The sequence below is a fragment of the Flavobacterium johnsoniae genome (assembly GCF_001879205.1).
Classification (GTDB): domain Bacteria; phylum Bacteroidota; class Bacteroidia; order Flavobacteriales; family Flavobacteriaceae; genus Flavobacterium; species Flavobacterium johnsoniae_A.
Map to the genome: position 1 here is coordinate 469,285 of NZ_MLFK01000006.1, position 17,110 is coordinate 486,394.

Below are 17,110 nucleotides of genomic sequence, written 5' to 3' on the forward strand. Positions count from 1 at the left end.
TAAACTGAAAACTGGGACTGCGACTGAAAACTTAAAAAAAAATCTCAACAAAAAATGAAAAAATACATCCTTCTGGGCTATTGCTCACTAGCATTCTGTACGCTTGTTTCAGCGCAGAATAAATTGGTTAACTTTAAGAAAATAAAAGAATTAGGCGGTATAGAAGAATATTTATATCAGCCAAACGGTTTGAATGTTTTGCTTTTGCAGGACAATGCATCTCCCGTTGCAACGGTACAGATTGTGTATCGCGTAGGTTCTAAACACGAGGTTTTAGGAAACACCGGTTCAACGCATCTTTTAGAACATTTACTGTTTAAGGGAACGCCGAGTTTCAACAAAAAAAACGGAAATACAATTACAGATGTGCTGCAAAATACAGGCGCACAATTAAACGCCACAACCTGGTACGATCGTACGAATTATTTTGAAACACTGCCAAGTGATAAAATCGAATTGGCGATTCAAATTGAAGCCGACAGAATGCGAAATTCTTTATTATTAAAAGAAGATAAAGAAGCAGAAATGACAGTGGTGCGCAACGAATTCGAGCGCGGCGAAAACAATCCAAACAGTTTATTAGACAAAGAAATCTGGGCTTCGGCTTATATTGCGCATCCGTATCATCATTCCACAATTGGCTGGAAATCTGATATTGAAAATGCCCCAATCGAAGTCCTTCGAAATTTCTACAATACGTATTATTGGCCGGATAATGCGACTTTAACGATTATTGGCGATTTCAAAAAAGAAAATGTTTTTGAATTAATTGAAAAGTATTTCGGAAAAATTACAAAAGCACCAAACACAATGCCGCAACCGTATACGCAGGAACCGCAGCAATATGGCGCACGCAAAATTGTAGTAAAAAAACCGGGCGAACTGGGCGTTATAAATAAAGCATACAAGATTCCGGGAGCTTTGCACGAAGATCTTCCTGCCTTGAATATTTTGGCCGAAATTATCGGTTCTGGACCATCGGCGATTTTAAATAAAACTTTCGTTGACACGCGTTTAGGAATTTATTCTTATGCAAGTGCAACAAATTTTAAAGAAGTCGGTCTTTTTACTATCGGGGTTGGTTTTCCCACCTCATCAAAACATGAAGATATCGATGCAAAAATTAATGAAGTGGTTGCAAAAATCCAAAAAGAAGGCGTTACACAGGATGAGGTAAACCGTGTGGTTGCTAAAATCAGTGCGCAGACAATTTTAGCAAGAGACGGTTCCGGCGTTATTGCATCTGAATTGAACGAGGCTATTGCCTCTGGAGACTGGACAGATTATGTAACCGGAGTTGACAGACTGAAAAAAGTAACGCCGGCAGATGTGCTTCGTGTGGCGCAAAAATATTTAGTTGAAGATCAAAGCACAACGGGTTATTTTATTCCGAAACAATCTGGAAATCAAAATCAGGATCAGGCGAAAGTAGCTAATTTCATTCCTGAAAATGGTCCGTTTTATTACAGACATTCTGAGGATGAACATGTACATGAAGAAGCAGCTTCGCCTCTTGCATCGGAACAAAAAAACGGGACAAACGAAATGGCCTTTGATAATGTAATCGAAAAATCAGCATCGGCGTATAAAAGAGAAAAAGCAGCCGGAATTGATGTTATTTCAGTAAAAACTTCCGCAAAAGATTTTGTAACCGTTACAGCGAGCATTTCGTTAGGAAACTATGCCAACGAAGGAAAAAACAATATGATTCCGTCTTTGACAGCATCGATGTTAGCAAAAGGAACAACGCTGAACGACAAGTTTAAATTCTCAGAAAAACTGCAGAAATTAGGCGTAAATCTGAACGTAAATGCTTCGACTTTTAAAATCAATATCGGTTTTAAATGTTTGAAAAAAGATCTGGATCAAGTGGTTACATTATTGGCAGAAGAATTAAGAAATCCGTTGTTTGACACCAAAGAATTTGAAAACCTGAAACAACAATTTATAGGAAACACACAGCAGAATTTAAACGATCCGGGCGAAAGAGGAAGCATTGCTTTATCGCAGGCTATTTATCCAAAAGCAAACCCGAATTACAGTTTAAGCGTTGAAGAAAATATTGCAAATATTAAAAATGCGACTTTAGAGGAAGTAAAAGCTTTTCATAAAAAATACTTCGGTCCGGCTTCGATGCATTTAGTAATTGTTGGCGATACAGAAGGCGCAAATTTAAATGCAGCTTTAAAAAAATCGTTCAAAAACTGGAATGGCGGTGTGGTAGAAAACATGAAGTTTGAAGAAGCCGTAAAAGCCAATTCGAAAACAGAAGTCGTTACAATTCCGGAAAAACCAAGTGCCGAATTATTCATCGGGCAATACACAGGTTTAAAGAGAACCGATGCCGATTATATTCCGTTTTATATTGCCAATTATACTTTAGGTGCCGGTTTCGCAGGACGTTTAATGCAGACGGTTCGTGACAATGACGGTTTAACGTATAATATTTCATCCGGAATGGGAGGAAACATTACAACAGGCGGTTACTGGATGGTTAACGCCTCGTTTAATCCGGCTTTGTTTCAAAAAGGTTTAGATGCAACAATGGTTCAGGTTAATAAATGGGTAAAAGACGGCATTACCACAGCAGAATTAGAAAACAAGAAAACCAATTTAATTGGAAGCTTTAAAGTAGGAATGTCAACGACAAACGGAATGGCAAGAACGATTTTAGGTTTTGTAGAAAGAGGTCTGGAACCCAATTACATCGAACAATATCCAAAAGATATCGAAAAAGTAACCTTGCAGCAAGTAAACGATGCGGTGAAGAAATACATTCAATTAGATAAAATGATCATCATTAAATCAGGCTCGCTTGATAAAGAAGGGAATCCGTTGAAGTAGTTTTTAGTCTCAGTTTGCAGTCTCAGTTTTCAGTCTCAGCCTTTGGGTTTTAAGGCATCGAAAAGTTTTTTCAGTCAGAAACTGAGACCGAAAACGGAGACTGAGACTGCAAACTGAGACTAAAAAAAAGTCTTTCATTATTTTCATTTTTTAGAATCTGAATTAGTAAGCCATTTTCTGTGAAAGACAAAAGAGCTGTTTTCGGACAGCTCTTTTTTTATTTATTCAAGTTTTAAATCGTAACGTTCATCATTGAATGTTTTCCCCCACTGCTTTACTTCAGTAGATTCGGTAAGTTCAAAACCGGCTTTTTTATACATTTCAAGCGCTTTGTCCTGCAGGCTTGTAGTCAGCAGAAATACATTTTTAAATTTTTTCTCTTTACAAAAATCTACTGCATCAGTTAAAAGTTTTTTACCAATTCCTAATCCTCTAAATGCTGGATCAAGCAAAAACCATCTCAATTGAGCTTCTTCTTCAGATTGATGCTGAATCGCAATACAGCCCACTATTTTATTATTGTATTCGGCCATCCAGATACGGTCATATTCTGCCGAATAATTTTCCAGGAAATTATAAAAAGTCTTGATTACATATTTTTCAAATTCATTCGAAAAATTAGATTCATTTCCATAAATAAATCCATGCAGATAAATAATGTAGCCAATATCTCCGGGATTAATTTCATTGCGATATGTGATATCATCTGGTGTTATTTTATTATCGGATAGCAGGTTTTTTACTGTTTGCATGGAATTTACCAGATTCTGTCTGTCAGAGAAATCGAGTTTTTCAATTTTATGCTCAATTTGTTTTTCAACTTTAGCATTCAAAGAAATTAATAATTCTTTTCCAAAAGCAGAAAGCTCAATATTAAAAGCACGCTTGTCTTTGTTCGAAGAAACTTTTACGATTAGGTTTTCCTTTAAAAAACGTTTCAGTATTCGGCTTAAATAACCTTTGTCAAGATTTAAAATCTCTGTTATTTTTTGAGCTGTGATCGTTTTGCTTTCACTGATTTCGTAAAGGACTCTTACTTCGGTTAAAGAATAATCACTGTCAAGATACCGCTGGCTTAATATGTCTAAATAAGAAGTATAAAATCGGTTAAAACTTCTGATTTTTGAAGTTGTTGTATTCATAACTTGAAAATATTACAATAGAAAATACAAATATATAAATTTAGTTGCTTTTGTCAACTAAATTATTTTCTTAAATTATAAAAAATCAAATATTTCAAATCTTACCTTTATAAAGTAAAATAGCTGCCACCTTTTAAACGAATACGCCATGATAAAAACAATCGAATTTATTGAAAACTTTAGTTCTTATTTTCCAGATTATGCTGAAAATTCAGAGCCTTGGAATATTGTTAATGAACTGGAAAGTATATTATTAGATAAAATAAAAAATCTATCAGACGATTATAAAATAGAAGGACAAGTTGCAATACACAAAACAGCCGTAATAGAACACGGCGTAACCTTAAAAGGAACCATCATTATTTCGGAAAACTGTTATGTGGGCGCGCATGCCTATCTACGCGGTCCCATTTTTTTAGGAAAGGCGGTAAAAATTGGTCCGGGTTCAGAAATAAAGCAGTCGTTTATTTCGGATAATTCGGCAGTGGCTCATTTTAATTATATCGGAAATAGTCTGATTGGCCAAAATATTAATTTTGAGGCCGGTTCTATTTGCGCCAATCATTACAACGAAAGAAAAAACAAAAACATTTCAGTCCAATACAAAGAAAATATAATCAATACCCATTCAGATAAATTTGGATCGTTGCTGGGAGATAATTCCAGAGTAGGAGCTAATGCTGTTTTATCACCTGGAACAATTCTGGAAAAGAATACGATTGTGAAAAGATTGCAGTTGATTGAACAACTAATTATTGAGGAATAAGATTTTTGTTTCAAGTTTTCTTTGTTTCAGGTTTCAAGTTGAAATGTAATATCAATCTAGACGCACTTGCCCCTCTACGATATGTTTTTGTTGTTAATTAATATTGTCTGAATTGCCTCCAGCTTTAGGTGGAGGTAAAAAATGATTATAAATTAGGCTTTAGCCAAAATGTCAAAGTTTGGCTAAAGCCCTTATTGGTTTCCTATTGTAAACCTCCAGCTAAAGCTGGAGGCATTCCATTTATAACAGAATGCAAACATTCCTATTTTTCCTGTAGAGATACACCGAATAGCACGTTTTATAAAATATACTCAAACATTTTACATCTAACATTTTACATCTCACATCTAACTAAAAAACATTCCAAATCCGTTGTTGGTCGAAATAACAACGCTCAGAATAGTAATTTACATTAATATTGTGTTGTTTGTATTTTAATAATAAGTTATCAATCGCCGCAAGATGAAAAATGTATTCCTTTTTTTGTGTTTTTTCTGCATCGCAATTACTGCTAATAGTCAAGAAATTGTAAAAGCACCACAGCCTTTTGGTCCATTGCCAACGCAGAAACAAATCGACTGGCAGGAAATGGAATTTTATGCTTTTGTGCATTTTTCATTAAATACTTTTACCAACAAAGAATGGGGTTACGGCGACGAATCTCCGGAATTATTTAACCCGACGAATTTAGACGTTCGACAATGGGCACGCATTGTAAAAGCGGCCGGAATGAAAGGAATCATTCTCGTTGCCAAACACCACGACGGATTTTGTTTGTGGCCATCGGCGTATACAGAACGTTCTGTGAAAAATTCTCCATGGAAAAACGGAAAAGGCGATTTGGTTAAAGAATTGGCAGAAGCTTGCAAAGAATACGGTTTAAAATTAGGGTTATATCTTTCACCCTGGGACAGAAGCCGGGCAGATTATGGCAAACCAGAATATGTTGACTATTTTAGAAAGCAGCTGAAAGAATTATTGACCAATTACGGAGATGTTTTCGAAATGTGGTTTGATGGTGCCAACGGCGGCGACGGTTATTACGGCGGAGCCAATGAAACCCGAAAAATCAATACGTTCGAATATTACAATTGGGACGAAACTTATAAATTAATCTATAAAACCGCACCTAAAACTTTGGTGTGGGGAGTTGGTCCTTCAGAAGCTCGCTGGATTGGGAATGAAGATGGGCGAGCCGGAAAAACAAACTGGTCTCTTTTGCGCCAGAAAGATGAATTAGCCGGAAAAGTTCATTATACTGAATTTATGTCGGGGCATGAAGACGGCGAAAAATGGGTTCCGGGCGAAGCCGATGTTTCGATCAGACCGGGATGGTTTTATCATTCGGTTGAAGATGATAAAGTTCGTTCGCTTGATGAAATGGTCGATATTTATTATGAATCGATTGGACGAAATGCTACTTTATTATTAAATCTTCCTGTTGACAGAAGAGGTTTGGTTCACGAAAATGATGAAGCGAGATTAAAAGAACTCGTTGCAACAATTAAAGCCGATTTTAAAACTGAATTATTATCTAAAACTAAAATTACTGCAGATAATGTTAGGGGAAAAAATCCTGAATTTGGACCAAAAAATGTTTCTGACGCAAATAAAAACTCATACTGGGCAACAGACGATAATGTAAAAAACGCTTCAATAACTTTTGAATTTGCAAAACCTACAGCTGTTAACCGAATTTTACTTCAGGAATATATTGCCCTTGGACAGCGCGTAAAAGCATTTAATGTTGAGGTTAAAGTAGATGGAAACTGGAAAACCGTTGCAAACGAAACCACCATTGGCTACAAAAGAATTTTAAGAATAGATCGCATTACAGCATCGGCATTGCGAATCAATATTACAGATGCAAAGGCCAATATTGTAATTTCGAACATTCAGGCTTATAATGCGCCTGCTTTTGTACGCATGCCGGAAATTCAGCGTGATAAAAATGGCAATGTTACGATTAAAGCCGAAAACGGAAGTCTTGTTTATTATTCGCTTGACGGAAAAAATCCAACGAAAAAAAGTACCATATATAAAGGAGCATTTAATTACAATAAAGCAGTTACCATAAAAGCAGTCGCAATTGATGCCAAAGAAAATAGCAGTAGTGCCGTAAAAACTGCGAAATACGGTGTATCAAAAGAAAACTGGAAAATAATTGCAGCATCGGGCGGTGATCTAACAACCGCAAACCGAATCATCGACGGAAATCCAAATACAGATTGGAGTTTTGGAAATGATGCAAATCAGCTGCCACAGGAAATTACTATAGATTTAGGAAGCATTCTAAGCATAAATGGTTTTACCTATTTACCTCAGCAGGTTGGCCATAACCTGAATTTAATTTCGAATTATGAGTTCTACACCAGCGTAGACAATCTAAAATGGACACTGCAGTCTGAAGGTGAATTTTCGAATATCAAACACAATCCGATTGAGCAGATTAAGACTTTCAAAAAAAACAATGCGCGATATATTCGTTTTGTTGCAAAGTCCGCAGTAGGAAAGGGACAGACCGTTTCTATAGCAGAAATAAATGTTATCGAAGCACCATAACTGCCTTTTGATTTGTAATCTTTTTGCTTAAAGTTTCGAATTTTGTTTTTTAGCGAAGCTTACAGGTTATTAGTCGAATTTTTGATTATTTACATTATGTAATATTTAATTTTATAATAAATAATTACAACAACAGGCAAATGATTAAAGAAAGTATAAATTTCAAAGAAGCTGGAAAGTTCGAAGAAACCCGTTTTGAGAAGATACATAATGTTATTTTCGATTCGTCTCAGGAAGCTTCGATTTTAGTAGCTCAGGAAATCGCCAATATAATTCAGAGAAAAGAAGAATTAAACGAACCTTGCGTTCTAGGATTAGCAACAGGATCGTCACCTATAAAAGTATACGAAGAACTGGTAAGGCTTCATAAGGAAGAAGGTTTGAGTTTTGAAAACGTAGTAACTTTCAATCTAGATGAATATTATCCAATGGATAAAAACAATATTCAGAGTTACTGGTATTTTATGCACGAGCATCTTTTTAATCATGTAAATATTCTGCCTCAAAATATCAATATTCCTGACGGAAACATCAGCAGTGAAGACCTGCAGCAATATTGTATTGATTATGAAATGAAAATTAAAGCTTACGGCGGATTGGATTTTCAGCTTTTGGGAATTGGAAGAACAGGACATATTGGTTTTAACGAACCGGGTTCTCACGTAAACTCAGGAACCAGAAGTATTACATTAGATCATTTAACGCGAGTTGATGCCGCATCATCATTTTTAGGAATTGATAATGTGCCTAAAAAAGCAATTACAATGGGAATTGGCACGGTAAAAAATGCCAAAAGAATTGTACTTCTTGGATGGGGAATCAGCAAAGCAGACATTATAAAGAAAACTATCGAAGGTGAAATTTCATCCCGGGTTCCGGCGACGTATTTACAGCAGCACAACAACACAACATTTGTTTTAGATACAGAAGCTTCATCAGAATTAACGAGAGTAAAAACGCCTTGGTTAGTAAAATCGGTTATTTGGGACGAAGAGTTAAAGCTAAAAGCCGTTGCCTGGTTAAGTGAATTGACTAAAAAACCTTTCCTTAAACTGACAGACAAAGATTATAACGACAACGGAATGTCGAGCGTTTTAACCGAGGAAGGAACTGCATATAATTTGAATATTAAAATGTTCAACAAAATGCAGCAAACCATTACCGGATGGCCTGGAGGAAAACCTAATGCAGATGACACTTACAGACCGGAACGCGCTACTCCTGAAAGAAAAAGAATTATCATTTTCAGTCCGCACCCGGATGATGATGTAATTTCGATGGGAGGAACTTTTGACCGATTGGTAGAACAAGGTCATGATGTTCATATTGCATACCAAACGTCTGGTAATATTGCCGTTTCTAACGAAGAAGCTTTAAAATTTGCCGAAATTTCGAAAGCATTAAACGCTAATTCTGCCGAGTCTGAGAAAATTATCGACTTTTTGAGAAACAAAAAAAGCAACGATATTGATTCATTAGAAGTCCGAAAATTAAAAGGTTTAATTCGAAGAAGCGAATCTCTGGCCGCTACAAGATATTTGGGGCTGCAGGATTCTAATGTAAATTTTCTTGATCTTCCTTTTTATGAAACAGGAACGGTAAAGAAAAACAATCTTGGAGAAGCCGATATTGAAATTATGTGTGAGATTATCGAAAGAATAAAACCGCATCAAATTTATGCTGCAGGAGATTTAGCAGATCCGCACGGAACACACAAAGTTTGTCTGGATAGTTTATTTGAAGCTTTGAAACGTTTGAAACATAAAAGTTTTATGGATGATTGCTGGGTTTGGCTGTACCGAGGCGCTTGGCATGAATGGGAAACGTACCAAATTGAAATGGCGGTTCCGATGAGCCCGGATCAGGTGTTGAAAAAACGTCATGCAATCTTCTATCACCAGTCTCAAAAAGACGGTGTAATGTTTCAGGGAGATGACAGCAGGGAATTCTGGATTAGAGCAGAAGACAGAAACAGATTAACAGCAGAAAAATATCACGCTTTAGGTTTAGCAGATTACTCCGCAATCGAAGCATTTAAGCGATATTTTTTCTAGAAATTAATTTTTTACAATATAATAGACTATTTCATGTGGTTTATTTGGTTAGTTACCAACTTTGAAAATGCAGCCGTGGTTGGCTGCATTTTTTTTATGTTTTTAATTTAACAACAAAAATTTTTACCGCAAAGCGCGCAAAGTTTTTTCTTCTTCGTCTAAAAAGGAATATAAAAAAAGTTCGCAAAGCTTTGTGAATAAACTTTGCGAACTTTGCGTAAACCTTAGCGCTCTTTGCGGTTAAATATTGTTAAATACTATATTGAAGAATTCAAAATTCTCTGTTTCACATGATCGATATATGATCTTCCAATAACATATCTAAGTCCTTCAATTTCAATGCTGTTTCCTTCAACGGCATCGATTTTGTCAATGGCGATTGTATAAGATCTGTGAATCCTCAGAAAGTTCTTTTCCGGCAGTAAATCCGTGAAGTCAGACAAGGTGCTGTGAATGATATATTTTCCCGTTAAGGTGTTTATTTTTAGATAGTCTTTTAGACTTTCGATCACTAAAATTTCATTGAAGAAAATCTTCTTCATTCTTTTTTTATCGATTTTTACAAAAATAAAAGGACTGTCGGGATTATTTTCCTGAGGAGAACTGGCTTTGTTTTCTAACCTTTTACTGATTTTATTCAGCGTTTTCATCAGCCTTGGAAACTCGATAGGTTTTACCAGATAATCTAAAACGTCTAATTCGTAAGTTTCGATCGCAAACTGACTGTAAGCACTTGTAATGACCAATAATGGCGGATTTTCAAGACTTTTTATAAAATTAATTCCGTCCAGAACGGGCATATTAATATCAAGAAAAATAACATCAACCTTATTGTTCTTAAGAAAATTTAAACCTTCAATTGGATTACTGAAGGTATCTATTACCTCAAAATTTTCAATCGGCTCTAAGTAATTTTTAATAACATTGATTGCCAAAGGCTCATCGTCAATAATCAAACATTTTATTCTCATTTCTATAATCTTAGTTATTTGAGCGAATAATTCAGCAGGTAAAACTTATATACGAGGAAAAGCTGTATTAGGTTACTTTAATCACAAGCTTTACGACAAAAATATCTTTTTTATTTTTAAATGAAAGCTTATAGTCACTTTTATTATAACCTAATTCGAGTCTTTTTTTAACATTCTCGATGCCTATGCCACTTGACTTGTTAAAATTATCGTGATGCTGCGTAATTTCTGGCGTTGGGTTTGAAATTGTAAAGTGCAGAAAATCATCTTTTACCTTAAATTTAATATCAATTTTTACTTTTCCGGTATTTTTGTTCACACCATGTTTAAAAGCATTTTCTACAAAAGTCAGTAAAATCACCGGAGAGATTTCTTTATCGTGAATATCTCCCGAAACTTCCATGTTTACCTCCAGTCGTTCGTCATTTCTGATCCGTTCTAAATCAAGATAATTCTGAATACATAAAATTTCATTTTCCAGACTCTGCTTTTTTCCTTTTGTATCATAAAGCATATAACGCATTAGTTCAGAAAGTTTTAAAACAATTTTTGGCGTTTTATTTGATTTTTCTACAGACAAAGAATAAATGTTGTTCAAAGTATTGAAGAAAAAATGCGGTGATATCTGCGATTTCAGAAAAAGCAATTCGGTTTCTAATTGTGATTTCTCCAAATCGGTTACTCTTTTTTGTTCCTTCAAAAAATCCAGGGTGATTTTAATCGCCGTAACAAAAGTGATTACATACAATTCTCCCATCATCATATCGATCGTATAATTGAGGGTCAACTTATCAATTGTCTGCGGACCTTCCGGCCATACATTATGCGTGATGAAAAGATAAGTCAGGTTGAATTTTACCATTACCATCAAAAATATGGCAGTCAAAACGGCAATGACATACAGCACATATTTTTTTCGGTAAACCAAATATGGCATAAAAACCAAAATGTTCAAATAACAAAGTGTCATGTGAATAGGGAATCCGAGGAGGTTGGTTTTGATAGAATACCAGTAGTCATTAAAATAACTTCCCCATCTAAAAGTATTAAATAGGAAATAAGTAAGCCAAAAAATGACATGATAATGCAAAGGTACACGATATAATTTGTTAGAATTGAAATTCATAATATGAGTATGTTTTGTGACTTTTTTTGATGTTTATCTAAGTTTATGTGTTATCCGTCTAAATTAGTTTTAATAAAAAGTCAGTTTATTTAAATTTAAAGTTAAATTAAGGTTGTTTTATATGAAGAAATTTCTCGTGCCTGCTTTATTTGTAATTCTGGTTACAAGTTGTAAAATAAAGTCATACAAAAATAATAATCAAGAAAATATTTTTGTAAATCATGTAGATCCATTTATTGGTACTGGCGGACACGGTCATACGTATCCCGGAGCAACGATTCCTTTTGGGATGCTGCAGGTAAGTCCGGATAACGGAATCTCGAGCTGGGATTGGTGTTCCGGGTATCATTATTCAGATTCTATTGTTTCTGGTTTCAGTCATCTGCATTTAAGCGGCACCGGAATTGGCGATTTGGCCGACATCTTATTTATGCCAACCAATAAAAAAGTCGATTTAACATTAAAAACAACTTCACGCAATCAATTACCTTATAAATCATTTTACAGTCATGTTAACGAAAAAGCAGCACCGGGTTCTTACCAGGTTTTTCTTGAGGATCCTAAAATCAATGTAGAATTAACTTCTTCACAAAGAACAGCATACCATAAATATACGTTTGCTAAAAATGACAAACAATCAGTTGTGGTCGATTTAGGATTTGCTGTCAATTGGGATAAAGCCCTGCAAACCGGAATCACAATTGAAGATCAGTATACTATAAGCGGTTATCGATACAGTACCGGCTGGGCAAAAAATCAGAAAGTTTTTTTTGTAGCCAAATTTTCAAAGCCAATTACAGAATCGGTTTTAACGGCTGATAAACAAATTGTTAATGGGAAAAAAGCAGATGCTGTCAATACATCGGCACAATTATTTTTTGACCCGAAAAATTCAGAAGAATTATTTGTAAAAGTAGCTTTGTCATCTGTTAGTACGGCCAATGCCAAAGATAATTTAGACGGAGAAAAAGCAACTTTCGACAGTACAAAATCCGAATCATCTTCGATTTGGAATTCGGCTTTAAGCAAAATTAAAATTGAAACACCGGTAGATTCGTTAAAAACAATCTTTTATACCGCGTTGTATCATACACAAGTTGCCCCTGTAACCTATAGTGATAAAAACGGTCAATTTAGAAAAGAGGATGATCAAATTGTTACAGCAAAAGATTATACCGCTTATTCGACCTTATCACTATGGGATACTTTTAGAGCCGAAAATCCTTTATTGACTTTATTAGCGCCGGATAAAACTTCGGATATCGTTAACTCAATGCTGGCGTACTACGATACCAAAAAAATATTACCGGTTTGGACACTATACGCCAATGAGACCAATACTATGACAGGATATCATTCCATTCCGGTAATTGTTGACGCCTATTTAAAAGGTATAAAAGGTTTTGATGCCGAAAAAGCTTTCGAAGCCATGAAAGCTACCATGATGCAGGACGAACGCGGTTTGAACTTTTATAAAAAATACGGATATATTCCATATAATTTATTAGACGAATCAGTTACGATTACCTTAGAATATGCCTTCGATGATTATTGCGTTGCGCAGATGGCGAAAGCTTTAGGCAAAAAGGATGATTATCAGTTTTTCTTAAAAAGATCTCAGGCTTATCAATATTTATTTGATCCGAAAACGGGATTCATGAGGGGAAAATCGGAAGACGGAAAATCATGGAATGAGCCTTTCGATCCAAAACACTCCAACCACAGAGAACATACCGATTATACCGAAGGAAATGCCTGGCAGCACAGTTGGTTTGTGCCTCATAATGTAGAAGATTTTATTAAGCTTCATGGAAGTAACGAAGTATTTACCAAACGTTTAGAGCAGTTGTTTACCGAAAGTTCAGAAATTACGGGAAACAATGTTTCGGCAGATATTTCAGGATTAATTGGCCAATATGCACACGGAAATGAGCCGAGTCATCACATTGCCTATATGTTCAATCATGCAGGTCAGCCTTGGAGAACACAATATTGGGTACGTCATATTTTAGATACGCAATACAATACAACGCCAAACGGATTAAGCGGTAACGAAGACTGCGGCCAAATGTCGGCCTGGTATGTTTTTAGTTCAATGGGATTGTACCCAATGAATCCGGCTTCTGGTGAATACGAAATAGGAAGCCCGATTTTCGAAAAAGCCACAATCAATCTTGAAGGAGGTAAAACATTTGTGATCGAAGCCGAAAATGTTTCAGACAAAAACTTTTATATCCAGTCGGCTACTTTAAACGGAGTCGAATTCAATCAAACAGCAATCACACACCAGCAGATTTTAAAAGGCGGGATTCTTCATTTTGTAATGGGAGCACAGCCAAATAAAAACTGGGGAACCAAAAAATAAACAAAAACAAAAGCAAAAACGTAACTAACCCTAACAAACAAATAATTTAATGGATATTATTGACGTATCGATAATCGTAGCCTACATTTTACTCTCTGTGAGTATAGGAATTTGGATTTCAAGAAAAGCAAAAAAAGGATTAGATGATTATTTTCTTGGCGGAAAAACAATCAAATGGTATTTCTTAGGTCTAAGCAACGGATCTGGAATGTTTGATGTTTCCGGAACTTCCTGGATGATTGGGGTACTTTTTCTTTACGGAGTAAAAAGTTTCATGTTCATGTGGCTGTGGCCAATATGGAATCAGATTTTCGTGATGATGTTTCTCGCTGTCTGGATTAGAAGATCAAAAGTGATGACAGGTTCTGAATGGATTTTAACCCGTTTTGGAAGTGACAGAGCCGGAAAAGCATCACATATTATTGTCGCCATTTTTGCGATTATTTCTACAATCGGTTTCATAGCTTATTTCTTCGAAGGAATTGGAAAATTTGTAACCATCATTCTTCCGTGGGATTTAACGCTTCATTATGGCGATTTAATTCTATTGACTTCTGAAAGATCTTATGCCTTGATTATTATCTTCTTAACTACAATTTACACCGTAAAAGGAGGTATGTTTTCTGTAGTGGCAACCGAAGTGGTTCAATATTTAATTATGATTGTAGCCGGAGTTTTAATTGCAGGATATGCTTTTATCAATTATACAGATATTCAGATAAATTCGGTTATTACTGAGGAATGGAAAAATGTTTTCTTCGGATGGCAGTTTGAAACTCAGTGGAGTGATAAATTCCAAACCTTCAATAATTTAATTGATTCCGAAGGATATAAAATGTTTGGGGCTTTCATCGGAATGACTTTGTTTAAAGGATTTTTTGCAAGTGTGGCCGGGCCAACGCCGAGTTACGATTTACAGCGTGTACTTTCAACTAAATCAGTAAAAGAGGCTGCTTATATGAGCGGTTTTACCAACTTAATTTTATTTATTCCGAGATATTTGTTAATCACTGGAATCGTCGTTATCGCTTTGGTAAACCTTGCACCGGAATTAAATGCCAATACAGGTTTAACAGGAGCCGATTTAGAATTATTAATGCCAAAAGTGGTAAATCTATACATTCCGGTTGGAATTAAAGGAATTTTATTAGCCGGATTATTGGCCGCATTTATGTCTGGATTCTCCGCTTTTGTTAACGCAGGACCGGCATATATTGTAAATGATATTTATAAAAAATACTTTAAACCAGTTGCTACAAACGAACATTACATTAAAGTAAGCCAGATTTCGTCTTTCCTTGTAGTTGGTTTAGGCGTTTTCATGGGATTCTTTGCAGACTCAATCAATTCCTTAACGCTATGGATTACAAGTGCTTTATACGGAGGTTACGTAGCAGCTAATTTCCTAAAATGGATTTGGTGGCGTTTTAACGGATGGGGCTATTTTTGGGGAATGTTCGCCGGATTAATCGTTGCTTCTTTACAATTTGCTTTAGGTCAGGCGAAAGGAAGTTTAACCGAAGGATCGTTTTTATACGAATTGGCACAAGTACAAGCCATTTATTTGTTCCCGCTGATATTTGGTTTTTCTATTTTGGGCTGTATTCTGGGAACATTCCTAAGTAAACCAACAGACATGGAAGTTTTAAAATCATTTTACTCAAACGTAAGACCCTGGGGATTCTGGGGACCCGTTTATAAACTATTAAAAGCAGAAGATTTTATGTTTGAAAAAAACAATGATTTCTGGAGAGATATGATGAATTGTGCCATACAATTCCGATGGCAGTCGAGTATGATCCTGCTTCCTATATTCTTTATCATCAGAGATTATCCAAAAGCAATTACAGCTTTGATTGTGTTTTTAGTAACCACAACGATATTAAAATTCACGTGGTTAGACAAAGTGAGAAGAATAGAAGATTAGATCATTACTGAGACAACTTTGTCAAAGTTTTAAAGGCACAGTCTGTCATTCTGAGGAACGAAGAATCTTCACGAGAAACTCTACAAAGATTGGCGAATTTCTAAGTGGAGTAACTTACGAAGATCCTTCGTTCCTTAGGATGACAAAACTGAGAAAAAAGACAGCAGCTTTGTCAAAGTTTTAAACTTTGACAAAGTTTAATGCACACAGTTTGAAAAAGAGAATAAAAAGAAACTAGTTTCTAACAGATACTATGTTTGTTAGTGCAAGTGAAACGCCTTTTATGCGGTTTCAAAAACTAAGTTTCTATGTGTTTAAATAAAGACAAACAAAAAACAAAACAAAAAAAACAAAACAAAAAAAATAAAACAATAAAAAAATAAAAAAATGAGCAGTATTCCTTGGCAAGACAGACCCGAAAACAGTAAAGATGTAATGTGGAGATATTCTGAAAATCCAATTATCGACAGATATGCGATTCCTACTTCAAACAGTATATTCAATAGTGCAGTAGTACCTTTTGGAGACGGATATGCTGGGGTTTTTAGATGTGATAATAAAGCAGTTCAGATGAATATTTTTGCCGGCTTTAGTAAAGATGGTATCAATTGGGACATCAACCACGAACCAATCGTAATGCAGTCTGGAAATACAGAAATGATAGAATCTGCTTATAAATACGATCCGCGTGTTGTTTGGATTGAAGACCGTTACTGGATTACCTGGTGTAATGGCTACAACGGACCAACAATTGGTATTGGATATACTTTTGATTTTAAAGAATTTTTTCAATGCGAAAATGCCTTTTTACCATTCAACAGAAACGGAGTTTTGTTTCCACAAAAAATAAACGGAAAATATGCCATGTTGAGCCGTCCAAGTGATAATGGGCATACCCCTTTTGGAGATATCTGGATCAGCTACAGCCCGGACATGAAATATTGGGGAGAGCACCGTTTGGTAATGAAACCAAGTCCTTTTGAGCAAAGTGCCTGGCAGTGTACCAAAGTAGGAGCAGGGCCAATTCCAATTTTAACAAATGAAGGCTGGCTGATGATCTATCACGGAGTTATCAATACCTGCAACGGTTTCCGTTATGCAATGGGATCGGCGCTTTTAGATGTTGACTCTCCGGACAAAGTAAAATACAGAACACAGCCGTATTTATTAGGCCCTGCAGAAATCTATGAAATGGTGGGAGATGTGCCAAATGTGGTTTTTCCATGTGCCGCTTTACACGATACAGAAGAAGACAAACTAGCTGTTTATTATGGTGCCGCAGATACTGCTGTAGCAATAGCATTTGGTAAATTAAGTGAAGTAATCCAATTTACAAAAGATAACAGTTTATAA

The 17,110-nt window shown here is 35.6% G+C and carries 10 protein-coding genes; 7 read left to right on the forward strand and 3 right to left on the reverse strand.

Annotated elements, in window-relative coordinates; genetic code table 11:
- The first annotated feature begins 54 nt into the window (after positions 1-54).
- Positions 55-2,844 carry a M16 family metallopeptidase gene (locus BKM63_RS11250; protein ID WP_071636671.1) on the forward strand — a complete coding sequence of 930 codons (2,790 nt, stop codon included), beginning with the start codon at positions 55-57 and terminating at the stop codon, positions 2,842-2,844.
- A gap of 221 nt (positions 2,845-3,065) precedes the next feature.
- Here the strand turns inward: BKM63_RS11250 and BKM63_RS11255 are convergent, their stop codons facing one another.
- Entirely contained in the window at positions 3,066-3,986 is a 921-nt protein-coding gene (locus BKM63_RS11255; RefSeq protein ID WP_071636672.1) for a bifunctional helix-turn-helix transcriptional regulator/GNAT family N-acetyltransferase, read from the reverse strand.
- A gap of 148 nt (positions 3,987-4,134) precedes the next feature.
- Here BKM63_RS11255 and BKM63_RS11260 point away from each other — a divergent pair, with 148 nt between their 5' ends.
- The 3 genes from BKM63_RS11260 to nagB all read left to right on the forward strand — a co-directional run bounded on the left by BKM63_RS11260 (position 4,135) and on the right by nagB (position 9,368).
- On the forward strand, positions 4,135-4,752 hold the full coding sequence (locus BKM63_RS11260; protein ID WP_071636673.1) for a DapH/DapD/GlmU-related protein: 618 nt from the start codon (positions 4,135-4,137) through the stop codon (positions 4,750-4,752).
- A gap of 462 nt (positions 4,753-5,214) precedes the next feature.
- Positions 5,215-7,314: an alpha-L-fucosidase gene (locus BKM63_RS11265; protein WP_083572219.1), complete on the forward strand. Its 2,100-nt coding sequence runs from the start codon at positions 5,215-5,217 to the stop codon at positions 7,312-7,314.
- Between the two features lie 140 nt (positions 7,315-7,454).
- Positions 7,455-9,368, forward strand: coding sequence for a glucosamine-6-phosphate deaminase (gene nagB / locus BKM63_RS11270; protein WP_071636674.1), 1,914 nt, complete (start codon positions 7,455-7,457; stop codon positions 9,366-9,368).
- 257 nt (positions 9,369-9,625) lie between these two features.
- On the opposite strand, the gene BKM63_RS11275 is transcribed toward nagB, so the two are convergent.
- Together BKM63_RS11275 and BKM63_RS11280 are read right to left on the reverse strand one after the other, a co-directional pair.
- Positions 9,626-10,339, reverse strand: a complete 714-nt coding sequence (locus BKM63_RS11275; RefSeq protein ID WP_071636675.1) for a LytR/AlgR family response regulator transcription factor — start codon at positions 10,337-10,339, stop codon at positions 9,626-9,628.
- 67 nt (positions 10,340-10,406) lie between these two features.
- Positions 10,407-11,465 carry a sensor histidine kinase gene (locus BKM63_RS11280; RefSeq protein WP_071636676.1) on the reverse strand — a complete coding sequence of 353 codons (1,059 nt, stop codon included), beginning with the start codon at positions 11,463-11,465 and terminating at the stop codon, positions 10,407-10,409.
- Between the two features lie 121 nt (positions 11,466-11,586).
- Between BKM63_RS11280 and BKM63_RS11285 the strand changes: the two genes are divergently transcribed.
- The 3 genes from BKM63_RS11285 to BKM63_RS11295 all read left to right on the forward strand — a co-directional run bounded on the left by BKM63_RS11285 (position 11,587) and on the right by BKM63_RS11295 (position 17,110).
- A complete protein-coding gene (locus BKM63_RS11285; protein ID WP_071636677.1) occupies positions 11,587-13,830 on the forward strand; it encodes a GH92 family glycosyl hydrolase in 2,244 nt (747 codons plus the stop codon).
- A gap of 49 nt (positions 13,831-13,879) precedes the next feature.
- Positions 13,880-15,757 carry a sodium:solute symporter family protein gene (locus tag BKM63_RS11290; RefSeq protein WP_071636678.1) on the forward strand — a complete coding sequence of 626 codons (1,878 nt, stop codon included), beginning with the start codon at positions 13,880-13,882 and terminating at the stop codon, positions 15,755-15,757.
- Positions 15,758-16,144: 387 nt separating this feature from the next.
- Positions 16,145-17,110 carry a glycoside hydrolase family 130 protein gene (locus tag BKM63_RS11295; RefSeq protein WP_071636679.1) on the forward strand — a complete coding sequence of 322 codons (966 nt, stop codon included), beginning with the start codon at positions 16,145-16,147 and terminating at the stop codon, positions 17,108-17,110.